At 33.3% G+C, this 18,535-nt stretch carries 14 protein-coding genes and 1 riboswitch; of the genes, 1 reads left to right on the plus strand and 13 read right to left on the minus strand.

What is annotated here, in order from left to right; translation table 11 throughout:
* From VLC96_RS10070 to VLC96_RS10130, 13 genes are all read right to left on the minus strand, one after another.
* The coding region (locus VLC96_RS10070; RefSeq protein ID WP_325262617.1) for a trans-sulfuration enzyme family protein at nt 1–632 on the minus strand (632 nt) is incomplete at its 3' end.
* Nucleotides 633–697: 65 nt separating this feature from the next.
* Nucleotides 698–1,132: an OsmC family protein gene (locus VLC96_RS10075; protein WP_325262618.1), complete on the minus strand. Its 435-nt coding sequence runs from the start codon at nt 1,130–1,132 to the stop codon at nt 698–700.
* A gap of 28 nt (nt 1,133–1,160) precedes the next feature.
* Nucleotides 1,161–1,613 carry a pyridoxamine 5'-phosphate oxidase family protein gene (locus tag VLC96_RS10080; protein ID WP_325262620.1) on the minus strand — a complete coding sequence of 151 codons (453 nt, stop codon included), beginning with the start codon at nt 1,611–1,613 and terminating at the stop codon, nt 1,161–1,163.
* A gap of 49 nt (nt 1,614–1,662) precedes the next feature.
* Nucleotides 1,663–4,077, minus strand: a complete 2,415-nt coding sequence (gene thrA, locus VLC96_RS10085) for a bifunctional aspartate kinase/homoserine dehydrogenase I (protein WP_325262623.1) — start codon at nt 4,075–4,077, stop codon at nt 1,663–1,665.
* Between the two features lie 159 nt (nt 4,078–4,236).
* A complete protein-coding gene (locus VLC96_RS10090; RefSeq protein ID WP_325262625.1) occupies nt 4,237–5,238 on the minus strand; it encodes an alpha/beta fold hydrolase in 1,002 nt (333 codons plus the stop codon).
* A gap of 67 nt (nt 5,239–5,305) precedes the next feature.
* A riboswitch (SAM riboswitch) is annotated at nt 5,306–5,414 on the minus strand.
* A gap of 235 nt (nt 5,415–5,649) precedes the next feature.
* Nucleotides 5,650–5,859, minus strand: coding sequence for a hypothetical protein (locus VLC96_RS10095; protein WP_325262626.1), 210 nt, complete (start codon nt 5,857–5,859; stop codon nt 5,650–5,652).
* A 90-nt stretch (nt 5,860–5,949) separates the two neighbouring features.
* On the minus strand, nt 5,950–7,242 hold the full coding sequence (locus VLC96_RS10100) for an O-acetylhomoserine aminocarboxypropyltransferase/cysteine synthase family protein (protein WP_325262628.1): 1,293 nt from the start codon (nt 7,240–7,242) through the stop codon (nt 5,950–5,952).
* Nucleotides 7,243–7,874: 632 nt separating this feature from the next.
* A complete protein-coding gene (locus tag VLC96_RS10105; RefSeq protein ID WP_325262630.1) occupies nt 7,875–9,089 on the minus strand; it encodes a sterol desaturase family protein in 1,215 nt (404 codons plus the stop codon).
* 164 nt (nt 9,090–9,253) lie between these two features.
* A complete protein-coding gene (locus VLC96_RS10110; protein WP_325262631.1) occupies nt 9,254–10,360 on the minus strand; it encodes a homoserine dehydrogenase family protein in 1,107 nt (368 codons plus the stop codon).
* On the minus strand, nt 10,347–11,348 hold the full coding sequence (locus VLC96_RS10115) for an alpha/beta fold hydrolase (RefSeq protein ID WP_325262633.1): 1,002 nt from the start codon (nt 11,346–11,348) through the stop codon (nt 10,347–10,349). Before VLC96_RS10115 ends, VLC96_RS10110 begins: the two co-directional genes overlap by 14 nt.
* A 349-nt stretch (nt 11,349–11,697) precedes the next feature.
* A complete protein-coding gene (locus tag VLC96_RS10120) occupies nt 11,698–12,990 on the minus strand; it encodes an O-acetylhomoserine aminocarboxypropyltransferase/cysteine synthase family protein (protein ID WP_325262635.1) in 1,293 nt (430 codons plus the stop codon).
* A 53-nt stretch (nt 12,991–13,043) separates the two neighbouring features.
* Nucleotides 13,044–13,232 carry a hypothetical protein gene (locus VLC96_RS10125; RefSeq protein WP_325262637.1) on the minus strand — a complete coding sequence of 63 codons (189 nt, stop codon included), beginning with the start codon at nt 13,230–13,232 and terminating at the stop codon, nt 13,044–13,046.
* A gap of 390 nt (nt 13,233–13,622) precedes the next feature.
* Nucleotides 13,623–16,466, minus strand: a complete 2,844-nt coding sequence (locus tag VLC96_RS10130; RefSeq protein WP_325262638.1) for a TonB-dependent receptor plug domain-containing protein — start codon at nt 16,464–16,466, stop codon at nt 13,623–13,625.
* 515 nt (nt 16,467–16,981) lie between these two features.
* On the opposite strand from VLC96_RS10130, the gene metK reads away from it, so the two are divergent.
* Entirely contained in the window at nt 16,982–18,232 is a 1,251-nt protein-coding gene (gene metK, locus VLC96_RS10135) for a methionine adenosyltransferase (protein WP_325262640.1), read from the plus strand.
* The last annotated feature ends 303 nt before the right edge of the window (nt 18,233–18,535 follow it).

Raw genomic sequence — 18,535 nt, forward strand, 5'->3', positions numbered from 1 at the left:
TCCATCAATTTTGTAGCCGAATGCACAACTATATGTGCACCATATTTAATTGGTTGCTGAATATAAGGAGTAGCAAAACAATTGTCTACAATCAAAATCAAGTTATGTTTTTTGGCAATTTTCCCTAAAAACTCCAAATCAATTACGTCAACACCTGGATTTGTTGGTGTTTCAACGTATAAAATTTTTGAATTTGGTTGAATGAAACTCTCAACTGTTTCTGGTTTATTGATGTCAAAATAACTGGTTTCAATTTTCCACTTTGGAAAATAAGTCATAAAAAGCGCATGGGTAGAACCAAAAACGCTGCCAGCAGACACAATATGATCACCTGATTCTAATAACGCACCAAAAGTTGAAAAAATCGCTGCCATTCCAGTTGCAAAAGCATATCCAGCCTCAGCTCCTTCCATCGCACAAACCTTATCTACAAATTCAGTTGTATTGGGATTACTGAAACGAGAATATATATTGCGAACTTTTTCTTCTGTAAAAGAAGCTCTCATGTCCTCGGCATCTTCAAATACAAAACTTGAAGACAAATACAAAGGTGTAGAATGTTCCTGAAATTGTGTTTTTTCTAAATGATTACGTATTGCCTGAGTTTCAAACCCAAATTCTTGTTCTTCCATTTTTTTTAAGCTTTTAGCTATTGGATTTTAGCTTTTGGCTAACCCTTAATAGCTAGTTATAAATATTAGATTTTTGCCAATTCTACTCCGTTCAAAATCACTTTATAATGAATTGTTGCTGTAGGTTCTACTGTTTTAGAAACTGAACAATATTTATCAAAAGACAATTGTGCTGCTTTTGCTGCTTTGTCTTCTTTGATATTTCCTTCCAAAGAAAAAACCACATAAATATTTTTAAATGGTTTTGCTTCGCCCACCTGCACACGCTCGCCTTCAACCTCAGCTTTGAAAGATGTGATTTCCTGACGCTGTTTTTTCAATATCGAAATCATATCAATTCCGCTACAACCTGCAACGCCCATTAATACTAATTCCATTGGACTTGGTCCCATATCGTTACCGCCAAATTCTGGTCTGGCATCAACATTTACAATATGTCCACGTTCGTTTTTTAATTCAAAATGGAAATTTTCGTTAACTCTGTCTAATGTTATTTTCATTATTTCTTTTTTTATTGAACACTGATTCTCATTTTACTTTATAGGTATTCATCGCACTTTTGATTTTCTGCTCTTCGGTTATCTCCGGATATAAAAAATAACTCGGAGCGATAATGGGCTCAACACTTTGAGCCGTGATCTGTATTATAGCGCTAATTGGAAATTTATCCGAAAATATATTTGTCAAGGGTTTTGATTTTGCAACAAATTCAGCTTCTTCTTTATAAATAATTGTAGCCTGCCCTTTTATTTTAAATCCTTTTTCAACAAAAACATCTATAAAACTCACACAGACATTATCGTTTTCTAAAATATTTGCAACACTATTTGGCGAAGCAATATTTGCAATCAGTAATTTATTGCCTTCAAAATGCGTAAACATTTCCTTTGGCGAAACATTCGGAAAATTATCCTTATCTGATGTCGCCAGCCAGCACAAAACACTTTGATCTATATAATTTATTACTTCTTGTGTGAACATAAATTAAAAGTTTGTTTTTTTTACTAATAACTTACCGAATTTTATATCACTATCCTTTATCCGACAACCTCAAAATATCTCCGAAAACTCCTCTGGCGGTTACAGCCGAACCTGCTCCTGCCCCTTGAATAACAATTGGTCGGTCTCCATACGATTCTGTGTAAATTTCGAAGAAAGAATCCGAACCTTTTAATCCGCCAAGGGCAGTATCTTTTGGTACAGAAACTAACTTCACTTCCAGATTCCCTTTGTCATTTTGCAAATCACCCGATAATTCACCGATGTAACGCAACACATGATTTGGCTGTTGTTCCGATTTTATTTTAGCATAAATTGGATCAAACTCTTTCAACTTATTCAAGAAGTCAGAAACGTCTCCTTCACGTAAATGCTCAGGAATTAAGTTTTGAATAGCGATTTCTTCAAACTCATTTTGTAAGTCCAATTCTCTCGCTAAAATCAATAATTTTCTACCAACGTCATTCCCACAAAGGTCTTCTCTTGGATCTGGTTCTGTGTAACCGTTATCGATGGCTTCTTTTAATATTTCACTAAACGGAACGTCTTTTGCAGAAAAATTATTGAATAAATAACTTAACGTTCCCGAGAAAACTCCTTTAATTTTAGTGATATTTTCACCTGAAAGATGCAATAATTTTATCGTATCAATCAAAGGTAAACCTGCACCAACATTGGTTTCGTACAAATATGTTTTTTGGTTGTCTTCCAATACTTGACGCAATTGTTTATAAAACTCATAACTCAAAGTATTCGCTACTTTATTCGAAGAAATCAAATCAAAACTATTTTCAGCCAATTTGATGTAATTTTCAACAAAAGTCTTGCTTGCCGAATTATCAATGGCAATCAAATTCTCTAAATGATTGTCATTTGCAAAAGCAATAATATCATCAATTGTATACGAAACTCCATTGGTTTGAATTTCGTTTCTCCAATTTGGCGAAACTCCATTTTTGTTCAAAAGAACACTCTTAGAATTCGCAATTGCAAAAACATTCAACTTAATACCTTTGCGTTTTTCAATTGATCTCTCAGACTCTAAAATCTGATTGATCAAAGTTCCTCCAACCAGTCCGTGGCCAAAAATCGCAATATTTATTTTCTTAGAAACTCCAAAAATCTCTCCGTGAATCACGTTCAGGGCTTTGTTCAGCTCTTCTTTTTTTACTACCAAACTCACGTTTTTACCCGTAACCGTGTTATTGAAAAGAATCGGAACAATTTTATTTTTGATTAAAGCCGTATATGGTTTATGAAATGTGCTCAAATCCTGTCCGATAATCGAAATGACCGACACATTATCTGTCACCGAAATTTTATTAACATCTTTAGAGTAAAAATCATTTTCGAATTCTTTCTCCAATTCAATCATTGCTCGACCCGCTTTATCAGCGTTTACCACAAGTCCAATTCCACGCTCAGACGAACCTTGAGATATGATACTTACGCTAATATCATTGTCCCCCATAACTTTAAAAATACGGGCATCAACGCCTGTTTTTCCAAGCAATCCTCTTCCTTCCAAATTCACCAAAGCAACATTCTCCAAAACTGAAAGCGTTTTAATCCCCTCTTTTCCAGCATTGGAAGTTATTAATGTTCCTTGATTTTCATGGTTGAACGTATTCAAAATTCGAAGTGGAATATTTTTTTCCAACAAAGGAATAATCGTTTTGGCATGCAAAATTGTAGCTCCAAAATTTGCCAACTCATTTGCCTCATTAAAAGTTAAATGATCAATTTTTTTAGCATCAAAAACCAATTCCGGATTCGCTGTATAAATTCCGTCAACGTGTGTGTAATTTTGCAATTCAGCAGCATCCAGGTAATTCGCCAATAACGAAGCCGTATAATTACTACCATTTCTACCAAGCGTAGTCGCTTCATTTTTGCTATTAGAACCTATAAAACCAGTCACAACATTCACCGTTGTACCGTTGTGTTCTTTAAAATATGCTATAACATTTTTCTTCGAAAGTTGCTCAACTGGCTGTGCATCACCATAATTTGAATCCGTTTTAATCAACTCTCTAGTATCTGTAAAACGCGCATTTATACCTTTTTTGGTCAATATAGACGTAAGCAATTTGGCCGAAATCAACTCGCCTTTAGACAAAACCTCATCTTTAATTTTCACGCTGTAATCGCCAATTAAGCTCACTCCTTCAAAAAGTTTTTCTAGCTTATTGAACTCCACAGACAAATCTACATCATCATAAACATCTTGCTGATAACGCTTAAAATTTTCAAAAAGCGATTTATAATCTCCGTTTTTTGCAGCCAAAGCCAGAATTTCTTCCAACTCATCAGTAGCATTCCCACGTGCCGAAACTACGATTGCAATTTGTTCCCCAGCAGCTACTTTGCCCTCAATAATTGCTACAACTTTATTGAGTCCATCTCCGTTTGACAAAGACTTTCCTCCAAATTTTAATATCTTCATTATCTTATTTTTTAAGTCAAATTATTTCGACTATTTATCTCTTTTAAATAATTCTTTGGGCGTGACCCCGTTAAGAAAATGGGCTTACATTCAGAACCGCTTATACAGCCCATTTCCTTAACGGCGTCGGGCTATCCGCGCTACTTCGGTAGCCAGCTCCTATCCCTCACGCAGCAACCGGGAACTCTTCTCGACAAAAATTCCTTTCAGTAAATTGTCCAGTTGTTTATATTCGATCAAAAAAGCATCGTGTCCATGAATGGAATCAATCTCTTGAAACGTTACATTCTCTTTATACTTTTTTAATGTTTCGTAGGTTTCTTTATTTTCATTTACCGTAAAAAACAAATCCGAATTGATTCCGATAATATGAATATCTGCTTCTATTTTTGAGGCAACCGCAACAAAAGATTCTCTGTTTCTGGTAATATCAATTGTTTTCAAAAGCTGGTTCATTAATTTATAGGCCGAAAGCTGAAAACGTTTTTGTAATTTCTCACCATGATGGCTCAACCAACTTTCAATATTATAAATACCCAATTGTTCATTTGTCGTTCGATCAAATTTAAGTTTAAAAGATTCTGGCGTTCTGTAACACATCATCGCGTGAATTCGGGCATCTTCTATTGGTTTTGCCGAATTTTTCAAAATCTGTTCCTGCAAAAAACAATTAGCAATCATCCAGTCTGTAGCTTTCCAATCGGTTGCAATCGGAATTAAATGTTGTGTAATTTTTGGTGATAATGCTGCAATTTCCCAAGCAATTCCTCCACCTACTGACCCACCAATAATGGCATATAATTGCTCAATCTGAAGCGTTTTAATTCCTTCTATAAAAAGTCTGGCCACATCTCTGGTTGTGAAATCCCAATAATTTTCGATTAGGATTCCGTCAAAACCATTTCCCGGAACATTAAAAGCCAGTATTGTATATTTATTTGTATCTATTGTCTTGTCGTCACCAATGAGTACATTCCACCATCCTTGTGAACCTACTACTTGAGAATTTCCTGTTAATGCATGATTTACCAAAACAATAGGAGCAGTGTGTAATGCTTGTCCAAAAAGTTGATAGCTCAAATTGAACGAAGCATAAAAAGCACCACTTTCGGTAGTGAAATTTTGTATTGTTATTGTTGTTGGGTTATTTTCCAATTTCAAATCTTGTTTATTTTGATTTGTACCGGAAATATTATGAAGAAAGTTGAAAAACTAGATGAATTTCTTTGTGTTATCTTTCCACGTTTGGGCGTGGTAGAATGCAGCACCTTCTTCGATAAATCGAAGGGTTGCTAAGGCTTCATCGGGTCTAATCCCTCTACCTTTCTTTATAACATTTCAATACGTTTCTGAACTTAATGGTGCAAATTAACTACAATTTTATGAAACGACCAAATAATTATGCAACTCATCTTTGAAACAATTCTTTTTCAACAAAAAAGAAATTGCCAAAAATTTCACTTATTCTCACGTTTTTTCTCTTCTTCAAAAAAGAATATTCCATGTTTTTATTCGTGAAATTATTGGCAAATAATTTTAACCTACACATTTCTCGAGTACCCTACTGTTGTCTCAAATAAAAAGAGTTTCGTTTTCTTCAGAGTACATGTGAAATAATAAAGAATTATTACCTTTTTTCTCTTTCAAATCGAAGCCTTCATCCACTACAAACCTTGGGTGATTCAACAATTTTTTAGGATTAAATGGCTCAACTTTTATAGTTCTAGTAATTATATTTTTTAGTAACTCTACTTTTCTTGTGATATATCTTAAAGTTTTCATGATGTTAAGTTTTTGTAATTTTTATTTTTTTATGGCTTATATTCTTATAGCACAATTAAGTTTCGTTTTCTAAGAAATCAATTGTACTCTTTATACTTTTTGTTCGACCAAAACTGTTTCTAGAACAGCTTTTAAATCGGCTTTTAAATCTTCAATGTCTTCCAGTCCAACCGAGAGTCGAATTAAATCTTTGGTGACTCCCGTGGCGACCTGTTCTGCATCTGACAACTGCTGATGCGTGGTACTGGCCGGATGAATAATTAAGGATTTTGTATCTCCAATATTGGCTAAAAGTGAAAACAATTTTGTTTCATCAGCTACTTTCTTCGCTGCTTCAAAACCTCCTTTTAAACCGAATGTTAGTAATCCGTTTTGTCCTTTTGGCAAATACTGCTTGGCTAAAAGATAGTACTTACTCGACTTCAACCCTGGATAATTGACCCATGCTACGGCTTCCTGCTTTTCTAACCATTCTGCCAAGGCCAATCCGTTTTCGCTGTGCTTCTGGACTCGAACCGACAATGTTTCCAATCCCTGTATAATCTGGAAAGCATTAAACGGGCTCAATGCTGCTCCGTAATCCCGCAGTCCTTCAATTCTTACTTTGGCAATGAAGGCTGCATTTCCAAGTGCTTCGTGATAGACTAAACCGTGATATCCTGGAGATGGCTCTGTGAATTCTGGGAATCTCCCGCTGCTCCAATCAAAAGTTCCTGCATCAATAATAACACCTCCGAGTGAAGTCCCATTTCCAGCAATATATTTGGTCAGGGAGTGAATCACTATATTCGCTCCAAATTCAATTGGATTCAATAAATAGGGTGATGGAACTGTATTATCAACTATAAACGGCACTTTTAATGCGTTGGCTTCTGCCGAAATAGCCTTAAGATCTAAAACATCTAATTTTGGATTTCCCAAACTTTCTGCAAAAAACACTTTTGTATTTTCTTTGGCCGCTTTTGTAAAATTGGCTGGATCTGATGGATCTACAAACGTTGTTGTAATTCCTAATCTTGGCAATGTTGCACTTAATAAATTATAAGTTCCTCCATACAAACTATTTGAAGCTACGATATGATCTCCTGCTTTCAATAAAACCAACAGTGAAGTTGCAATTGCTGCAGTTCCAGATGCTGTTACTACTGCGCCAATACCACCTTCCAAAGCGGCTAAACGTTGCTCTAGAATATCATTGGTTGGATTATTTAAGCGAGTATATATAAATCCAGATTCAGCTAAACCAAATAAGTTGGCTGCATGGTCTGAATTATTGAATACATAAGAAGATGTTTGATAAATTGGCACTGCTCGTGTTCCTGCATGCTTAGTTACATCATGTCCTGCGTGTAATGCATTTGTATTGAATTTGTTTGAACTCATAATTTTATTATTTAATTTTTATTTAATCAAAGCTTAATAAGCTTGATATATTTTTTATTTTTTTTTAAACCAAAAAACCCTTTTAGACAAATATCCAAAAGGGTTTTAAGTTGTATATAAACTTATACTTTTGGAATCAACAGATACAGGCAACCACCATGGCATTGACACACATCATCATATTCTTCTTCTTCGATTTAATGGTAAGCTTAATAATGTCTAATTGTTGCATGATTTAAAATTCTTTATTTAATCTTATTGTTGTTTTAACTTTGAATGAATGACTTGAAAATTGACTAAAAAAAAACCTCCTAATTGAATTAGGAGGTTTTGTTTATATATTATTTAATTTAAAATAAAAACTATATACACCCCCCCTTGCAGGTTTTCACCTGAATGGCTTGTTTAGACATATTGCATAAATTAAATTTCATTTTCTTTTTTCTTTTGTTTGACAAATATCTAAACTTTTTTTCAAATAACCAAACGCTAAATGAGAAATTAATGATTAAAAAACTTTTTTTTAATATAAAAATACATTTAAAACCAATTAGTTATAATTTATTAGCTTAGAGATTTTAGCATTTTCTTATATATTTTTAACATAAGTTTCTCATTTATAGAACTCATATTTAAGTTGCAAATAGAAAATCCTGATACTTTGAATGTATGGTTTGATAAAACAGCACTCCCATTATTCCTAATATTACAATTATATAAAGCAAAAATGAGTTTGGAAAAAAAGAAAAACTCAAATAGCCGATAATCAAAAATCTTAGGAAATCTAAGTGAAAAATCCATCTTTTTTGATCCAGCATTGCTCCTGTAGCTAATACACTCAAAACAATAAACACTGTTATTACAAAAATATTAAACCCAGTTATAAAATTTGAAAAGAGAATAGTGAGAAACAGTACTGTTATTGTTAAAATAGTTTTGGCTACGATTGAATTGGTCAACTTTTTTGAATACTTAATGTCTGAATCGATTATTTTTTTTGAAAACTTCCGTTCAAGGAGCACTCTTATTCTTGCATCGATATCATTTGGACCTCCAAAAATTACTTTTAATTTTTGTTTCAATGTTTTCGCCATTCTAAAAGCTACCGTTAATTCTAACACATAATGAAAGTGTTGCCACAAGAAACTATAACTACCCAATGATTTTGTTAATCCATACTTTGGTTCTGTAGTTTCTTCTACAAAGGTTCCAAAAATTTTATCCCAGATAATTAACATGTCCCCAAAATTTTTATCCAAATACTCTGGATTACTGCTATGATGAACTCTATGATGCGACGGCGTCACTATTATATATTCTAACCAACCCAGTTTTCCCACTAATTGTGTATGCGTAAAAAAAGGATAAGTCCCATGAACTAATAATAATACCGTAATCATTTCGGGTTTGAAACCAATAATGGGCAAAACACACCAAAACAAACCTCTGGCAAATGCTTGAAAAACAGTTATTCTTGCAGCCGCAGTATAATTAAAATCGTCACTTTGATGATGCACAATATGTGATGCCCATAAAATATTTATAGTGTGCCCAAATCTATGATACCAATACCAAAGCAAATCTGTTGCCAAAAACAAAAGAATCCATGTTGTAGCAGTGGACTCTATTGAGAAAATTGAAAAGTTTGCATGAAGCCAAGAAAAAACAAAGAAAAAAGTCCCAGATGTCAAAAGATCGGCAATTCGTTCTGCTATTCCGACGTTAAGATTGGCTATACTTTCATTAAAATGATGGACTTTTTTATTTTTTCTTACACTAATATAATATTCCAAAAGCATGAAGGCAGCAAAAAAAGGAACTGCAAATGCTATATAATTTAATTTCATATGTGGATTTATTGTTTTTATCGGTCATATGTAATTCGCATATCATTATTGGTGTTTATATTGGTGTTTATCTCATCGGTATTTGTTTTATTTTGGTATTCGATGATTTTCAATTGCTACCAATTTGCTGTTATGCTCATTTCATAGAGATTTTTTTATTTGCTTTAAAGCCAAATTGCTTCTTTAATTTTTATTTTCTCGCTCACTTTCAGAACATCAGTTAGGATTCCTCTTGCTATAGTTGTCTCTTTTTTTCCTGAATTGTCTCCATGAACAACTATCGGGTTATTTCCACGAGATTGTGTATAAATTTCAAAAACAGTTTCGGTTTCTTTTAATTGACCAATTGCTGAAGTGATTGGCTCTGAAACCAATTTTACCTCAAATCTATTTTCCGGAATAGAAATTTCTGCAACATATCGTAAAACGTGATTTATTGGCTGGAGAATTTTGGTGATTTCTAAATCCTTATCTAATACTGCGGCTTTTGATAAAAATTTAGACTTGACATTTGGCATCTCAAAATCCTTTGTTAGAAGTGACTCAATTTTTATATCTAAAAACTCAATCTCCTTGCCTAATTCTCTTGCTAAAACCAATAATTTTCGGGCTATTCCGATTCCTGAAAATTCTTCTTTGAAATCTTTTTTCAGTAAACCTTTCTTTTCCGCATCATTTAAAATAGTTGAAAAAGGCACATTTTCGGATGAAAATCTGTTGAAGATATAACTTAATGAGTCTGAAAAAACACCTCTTATTTTAGTTATTTTTTCTCCTGAATAATACAAATCACTTATAATTTGCAGAACCGGGATTCCAGCTCTGATATTGGTTTCATATAAAAAGTTTTTATCGAACTTCTTCAAGTTTCTACGGATATCTTTATAAAAATCAATGTGTAAAATATTCGCACTTTGATTGGCTGCAACTATATTGAATCCATTTTGAATTAATGGGATATACGATTTTACCAGCTCTGCGCTTTCAGTAGCGTCTACTATTATTACGTTTTCAAGTTCTTTATTTTTGACAAAAGCAATAATATCTGTAATTGTAAAGGGAATAGCCAACTTGTTGAAATCGGCTTCCCAAATATTTTTGACACCTTCTTTTTCAAAAAAAGCTAAGGTTGAATTAGTTATGATGGGGAAGCGCAAATCAATATTTCTTTTTTCCTGAAAGAATTGTTGACTCTCGGTTACTTGATTTATCAATGCGCTTCCCACACTTCCAATCCCAAAAAGAACTACATTAATTCTAAGCGCTTGCATAAAGATGTTCTTTACTAAAATTAAAAATTGGCTTCAAAATATCTGATAATTGATTAAATTCTATCAGATAAGCATCATGCCCGTGAATTGACTGAATTTGATGATAAAAAACATTTTTCTTTTTATTTGTCAATTCTCTATACGTTTTGCGGGTTTCCTCAGCAATAAATAAATAATCCGTATCAACAGTTACAAGGTGAATATTGCTCTCAATAGTATTGGCTACAGACAGAAAATCAGCTCTATTTCTAGTAAGATCATTGGTTTTAAGCAGATGATTCATCAATTTGTACGCAGCAAGTCTGTATCTGTTTTTTAATTTAACACCATGATCCAGTAGCCAATTCTCGATTTGCAAAACAGACAATTCATCTAATTTGCTTCTTCTAAATCGTTGATTAACATATTCCGGTGTTCTATATAATAATGTTGCATGTAAACGAGCATCAACAATTGGATCGTCTGAGTGATTTAGAATCTGATCCTGAATTAAGACATTGGCTATAACCCAATCTGTAGCTTTCCAATCTGTCGCAATCGGAATAAGATTGTCGATTCTGTCTGGTTGCAATGCTGCCATTTCCCACGCGATTGCACCGCCTAGACTTCCGCCAATTACGGCATAAACATTTTGCACTTTTAGGAAAAATAAGCCTTCCCAAAAAATTCTTGCGATGTCGCGAATAGTAAAATCTTTATAATTATCAATCAGGTTATCGCTATTTTCATCAAATCCATTTCCAGGGATATTAAAAGCAATTACTGTAAAATATTCCGTGTCGATTGCACGATTTTCTCCAACAATCCCTCTCCACCATCCTTTAGCTCCAGTAACTAGAGAATTTCCAGTCAAAGAATGATTAACAACGACAACAGGAGCGCTACCTAATGGTCTCCCAAAAACATTATAAAATAAAGGAAGATACTGCTTTTGTTTTCCTATTTCTAAATCAAAATTAAAGAGATCTATCTTTTTTAAATTTTCCATTTTTAAATAATTTTTAAAATTTACTTTTTTAAAAACTACCTTAGATTGTGGATGCAATTCTAAGGCAGTTTTACTAACAAAAAAAACACATTATGCTAATTGTGGTGTATTGCTATTTTCAAAAACAATATTTGAGTTAATTTAATCTGGTCATTGAATTGCTCTTGCATTATCTTTGATTTTTATCTTCAAAAAAGGAAAGATTTGCAAAGAGCAGTTTCAATATGACCAAAAATTACCTGACATTACCGTTTTCAAAAATGAATAATCTACTTGATGCTTTTTTTTAAAAACTACCTTAGGTCAACAGTCAAGTTGCTAAGGCAGTTTTACTAACAAAAAAAACACATTATGCTAATTGAGGGGATTTAATGGTTTCAAAAACAGCTTTCAAATCTGTCTTTAAATCTTCTAGATCTTCTAGTCCAACTGATAATCGAATTAAATCTTTGGTAACGCCTGTTGAGATTTGTTCCTCGTCAGACAATTGTTGATGTGTAGTACTTGCAGGGTGAATGATCAACGATTTAGTGTCGCCAATATTGGCTAATATTGAAAACAGTTTTGTGTTATCAGCTACTTTTTTAGCTGCTTCATAACCTGCTTTTAGACCAAATGTTACTACACCACTTTGTCCTTTTGGCAAATATTTTTGCACTAAAACATAATACTTACTTGATTTCAAACCTGGATAGTTCACCCAGGCCACTTCGTCCTGAAGCTCCAGCCATTGTGCCAAAGCCAAAGCATTTTCGCTATGTCTTTTGATTCGCACTTCCAAAGTTTCCAATCCTTGTAGAATCTGGAAAGCATTGAAAGGACTTAAAGCCGCTCCATGATCACGCAATCCTTCGATACGTGCTTTGGCAATAAAAGCAGCATTTCCTAGTGCTTCATGATATACCAAACCGTGATACCCTACGGAAGGTTCTGTAAATTCAGGGAATTTTCCATTTGCCCAATCAAAATTTCCAGCATCGATGATTACACCTCCTAGCGAGGTTCCATTTCCTGAAATATATTTGGTCAAAGAATGAATAACGATATCCGCTCCGTACTCAATTGGGTTTAATAAATAAGGAGAAGCAACTGTATTATCAACAATAAAAGGAATTTTGAAAGCTTTAGCTTCTTGCGAAATTGCTTTTAAATTCAATACATCCAATTTTGGATTTCCTAAACTTTCTACAAAAAAGGCTCTTGTATTTTGTTGAGCAGCGCGTGTAAAATTTTCTGGGTCTGTAGGATCTACGAATGTAGTTGTGATTCCTAATCTTGGTAGCGTTACTTTTAATAAATTATAAGTTCCGCCGTATAAACTGCTTGAAGCTACAATATGATCTCCAGCTTTTAAAAGTACTAACAAAGTTGTAGAAATTGCCGATGCTCCCGAAGCTGTAACTACAGCACCGATGCCCCCTTCAAGGATAGCCAATCGTTTTTCTAAAATATCATTTGTCGGATTATTTAATCGTGTATAAATATATCCCTCTTCGGCTAAACCAAATAAATTGGCCGCTTGTTCTGAATCATTAAACACATAAGAAGTAGTTTGATAAATTGGCACTGCTCTAGTTCCACCGTTTTTATTTACGTCGTGCCCTGCGTGTAATGCATTGGTTGCAAATTGTTGTGTGCTCATGATTTCTAATGTTTTAATTTATTAAATACTTATGTTTAATTATTATTTTAATTCTAAATGAAAAGATTTTCTTCTTCTAAATCATACATCTGAAATAGTAATGATTCTTGTCCCGTTAAATACATATCCTCATTTATTGGAGTTATTCCTATTTCTGTAGATTCACTCGAATTAATAATCCTTTGATGATCTATTTTTAGTAAAGATTGAAGGGCTTCTGAATTTTTATCTAATATTTTCATGACTGTGATTTTAAAAGTGTTGTATAAAAAACCCTTTTGGTTAATTTGCCAAAAGGGTTTAAAGTTTCAACTATTAACTATTATAAGAGTCGTCTTTCACTTTTAGCAACAGCAAATCGGTGTGCATCTTCGCATCATACAACATCTTTTCATTTTTTTTGCTATTGTCTCCATCTGTATTTTTTTTTAATTTAAAACTTCGATTTTTTTAACTCGACTAATTTGATAGAGTAAATGTAGTAATATTTTTCAATCCACCAAAAAGAAAAGCATAATTTAACATTTAAAAAAAAGGATTTAAATTAAAAATTAATTTAAATCCTTTGAAAACCCTTTGAAAATCAGCACTTAATAGGCTTTAACATTCAAAAACTATTTTTCCTAATTTATTTAAAATTTGAAGCTTAAACGTGAAAAAACATATCTTCCATTTAATCCAAACTGAGAAACTGCTCTCGAATAAGGAAACTGATTTGCATTACTTAAATCAGTACTTGGTGCTGGAGATAATGTTGGTGTTGTATTTGTAAATGCAGGAGTTGCAGGATTATTTTGGTCTGGATAAACATCGCCAATATTATTTACGCCAAGTGTAAGTCTAAAATTTTCGTTTATTTGATATCCTAATGAAAGATCCGTCACGATTTTTGAACTGTATTCCGGATGCTCATACACAGATGAAAATCCATCTAAATCTACATCTGTTGCTCCTGGATCGGTCACTTTTCCGAAAAAAGTATTTCTTAAATAAATATCAAGTTTTTTGATATTGAAAGTTGTTGTTAAATTGGCTTTCAATTTTGGAATTGCTTCTTCTAAATAAATTCTGCTCGATTCAGGAAAAAAAGAATATTTATATGGTTCTCCTCCAGCATCAATAATAGACTGAGGAACATTTAAATCTCCGACTCTTTTTGTTTCGTTATAACTAATTGCAAAATCATTTCTAATTATGAAGTCCTGAATTACATCATACCTGTGTGAAATCACGACATCTATACCTTTTGTTTCTGTATTAATTCCATTGGTCCAAAACGAAGCTCTTTCAACACCTTTTAAATCAAATGCTTCCTGAAAACTTTTTAACGCTTGTGTTTGTCCTGGTGATGTTGCTGTAGCAATCTGTGCATCTGATGGTCTCGAATATTGACCCGTCAAAACAATTCTGTCATCTATTCTTGTAAAATACGCATCTGTAGAAATGGTAATATTTGCTGATGGAATTTTGAACGTAAAACCTGTACTCACACTTTTGGATTTCTCTGGTTCTAAGTTTTCTACACCAATACTTTTGGCCGCTTGCGAATCATTTGTAAAATATCCAACCTGATACGGTGAACCATTAATGAATTGTGTAGAACTTGCTTCAAAATATTTCTGTTGCAATGAAGGCGCTCTAAAACCAGTTTGCCCAGAAACTCTCCAATTGATAAAATCATTTATTTTTAAAAGAGAAGCCAATTTAAAAATCACCGTATTTCCAAAATCAGAATAATTCTCATAACGAACTGCTCCATTTAAAAGCCAATCTTGGGTTGGATTTAATTCTAAATCGACATAAGCTGCAACGCTATTTCTGTCTTTCTCTTTAGCATCTGACGGCTGAAAACCTGAGAAACCTTGCGCTCCAGATCCACGTTTATTGCCAAAAAAGTCAGTAACAATCAAAGGTGAAGTTGTTGGCAATGTTCCTGAAACCAAAGCTCCATTTACATCATATAATCCATAAGAAGCTTCTTCTCCAGCTTTAATCTGATAATTTTCATATCTGAATTCTCCACCAAAAGCAACATTCAGCCCCTCTAAAACATCATACTTTTTTGTGAAATCTAAATTGGTTGTACTCTGCAAAAAAGAAACTTTACCAGCATCAAAACTAAATGGAGAATTCACACCCAAAGTTGCGTTTATCGTATTGTTTACGCCATATTTGAAAGAGTTCGTTCCAAGATTTGAACTAAAGTCAGTATCGAATCCAAATAATTGAGTAGTAACTCCAAGAGCTGCGGAAGCATCTAATATATCTGATTCAATTTCTGGTAAAAATCCATTTTCATACACTTGCGTGAAAGTTCCAGAACCGTTCGGAAGTCTGTTGAAAGCATATGACTTTCCGTTTCTATACGATACTCCTCCAAAAGAATACAAAGAAGTTATATCACTCAAAGGATATTTAGCATTAAAATACAACTGTCCCGAAGCCAATTCTGACTGACCAACACTCATATTATAATCACTTCTTTCCTGACCTCTATATTTAATTTCGTTATTTGTAACATCAAAATTCAATGCCGTTTGCATTTGAGCAATCGTTGTTGCACCCGCAATCGCAGTTTGTTGCGCTGCTGTGAAATAATTAACTTGCGGCGCATATTGTTTCAAAGTACTAATAATCTGGGCTGAATTTGGAGTAGAATTAATATTAGAAAATAAAGAATTCACCTCAACTCCATTTTGCGCAGCTCTGTTTTCAACAGCATTATAAGCATTAAAAATAGCATTACTCCTAATTCCAGCTCGACTTGTGGCTTGTCTTGTAACACCACTTCCCGTAAAATTTAGATAACTTCCAGCTTTTCCTAATGATGTTCCGTAGTTTAAATCTAATTGCAAAGTTTGTCCATCGATTCCGCCTTCAAAATTATTGGATCCCGAAGACAAATTTCCTCCATACTGAATATCTCCAGAAACATATTTTGCATCCTTTTTTAGAACAATATTGATTACTCCAGCAATAGCATCAGAGCCATATTGTGCTGCAGCGCCATCACGTAAAACTTCGATTCGCTCAATCGCGTATGACGGAATTGCATTTAAATCTGTTCCAACAGAACCTCTTCCCGGTGATCCATTTATATTTACTAGCGCACTGGTGTGTCTGCGTTTTCCATTAACTAAAATCAAAACCTGATCTGGTCCCAAACCTCTTAATTGTGCAGGATCCACGTGATCCGTCCCGTCAGCGGTAGATGTTGGGTTACTGGTAAATGAAGGAGCAACGTAATTTAGTATTTGAGTCACACTGGTTTGTGGCGCTCCTTTTGTTATTTCAGTAACATTCAAAATATCAATAGGAACAGGCACATCTGTTTTTACTCTGTTTTTATTTCTTGAACCAAGAATCGACACTTCTGATAAAACATTAGTTTTCAACGTGTCATTTTCTGTTTTATTTTGTGCGTACAATCCGGAAAATGTTGCTAAGCCGAAAAGTATTAAAAATTTATTTTTCATCTTATTAAATTGGTTTATTATTAAGTTTGTTTAAATATTCTACGTTGTTTTTTGAGCAAAAAAAAACCTACCAGAGGCAGAGTTTTTATTTTATTTTTAAATTAATCTATAGCAATATCTCTGCGATAATTCCGTTTCGACATCAAAAGTATTTTTTATGATTAATCTCATATTCTATTTTATTTTTATAGGACAAATTTGAGAACTATTTTTTTAACAGCCAAGGAAATATCGTTTTATTTTTACAAACTCTATAGAATTAATATACTTTATTAAAATTCTCTTAATTAATTTAAAAAAACCAAAAGAATAATTTGCAATTCAAAATGGTTTCATACATTTGCACCCGAAAACAAGAGGAAAAATTTGAACTGATTGCAACCTCTTCATAATGAAACGAATTCATTATGGATGCTGAAAAATTTTCAGTAGAAAAAAATGCTAAAGCAGAAACTCTCCTTTAGTATTCCCTGCAATTATCTTTTCTCGATTAATTTTTAAAATTTATAATAATTATGGCTTATTTATTTACGTCAGAATCTGTAAGTGAGGGACACCCAGACAAAGTTGCAGATCAAATTTCGGATGCATTAATTGATAACTTTTTGGCATTTGATGCTGACTCAAAAGTAGCTTGTGAGACATTGGTAACTACTGGTCAAGTGATTTTGGCAGGTGAAGTAAAGTCTAATACTTACTTAGACGTACAACAAATTGCGCGTGAAGTAATTCGTAAAATTGGTTATACGAAAAGTGAATATATGTTTGAAGCGAACTCTTGTGGTATCCTTTCAGCCATTCACGAACAATCTGCAGACATTAATCAAGGTGTTGACAGAGCCAGCAAAGAAGAGCAAGGAGCAGGAGATCAAGGAATGATGTTTGGCTATGCTACAAATGAAACTGCAAATTATATGCCTTTGGCACTTGATTTATCTCATAGTTTATTGCAAGAATTAGCCATTTTAAGACGCGAAAATAAAGAGATCACTTATTTACGTCCAGATGCAAAATCTCAAGTTACTTTAGAATATAGTGATGATAACAAACCAACACGTATTGATGCTATTGTAATTTCTACACAACATGACGATTTTGACGAAGAAACTGCAATGCTTGCAAAAATCAAAAAAGATATTGTTGAAATATTGATTCCACGAATCATTGCAAAAAATCCTGAGCACGCTCATTTATTCAATGATAAAATTCAATATCACATCAATCCAACAGGAAAATTTGTAATTGGAGGACCACACGGAGATACTGGATTAACAGGACGAAAAATCATCGTTGATACTTATGGTGGAAAAGGAGCTCACGGTGGTGGTGCTTTCTCTGGAAAAGATCCAAGTAAAGTTGACAGAAGTGCTGCTTATGCAACTCGTCATATTGCTAAAAATCTTGTTGCTGCTGGTGTTGCTGATGAAATTTTAGTACAAGTATCGTATGCTATTGGAGTAGCTAAACCAATGGGTATTTTCATTGAAACTTACGGTACATCAAAAGTGAATTTGACTGATGGTGAAATCGCTAAAAAAGTAGAAGCAATTTTTGATATGAGACCTTATTTCATCGAACAACGTTTGAAATTAAGAAACCCAATTTATAGTGAAACTGCCGCTTACGGACACATGGGACGTACTCCTGAAACTGTAACCAAAACGTTCTCTGCTCCTGGTGGATTAACAAAAACCGTTACTGTAGATTTATTTACTTGGGAAAAATTAGATTTCGTAGATCAAGTAAAAGCTGCTTTTGGATTGTAAAAAAATTCAAATTATTCGATACAAGAAACCATTCAAATTATTGAATGGTTTTTTTTTGACCAAAAATGAAGTGTGATCTTCTTCAAAAGTTAAATTTTTAATACATTAGAAAAGATAAAACTTTCAATTTTTTATTCTAAAAAAGGTAAACATAAGACATCTTGTTACTTAAAGTGTTCTTTCATTTAAATTTTTAATATTGTTTGATTTCAAAAGTTAATATTTCGAAATCAACATATAAAACCTTTTCAATAACATTAAATTTTATCTATTTTTACAAACTTAGAAAATATGAATTTTAAA

It is taken from the genome of Flavobacterium sp., from assembly GCF_035456085.1.
Classification (GTDB): Bacteria; Bacteroidota; Bacteroidia; order Flavobacteriales; family Flavobacteriaceae; genus Flavobacterium.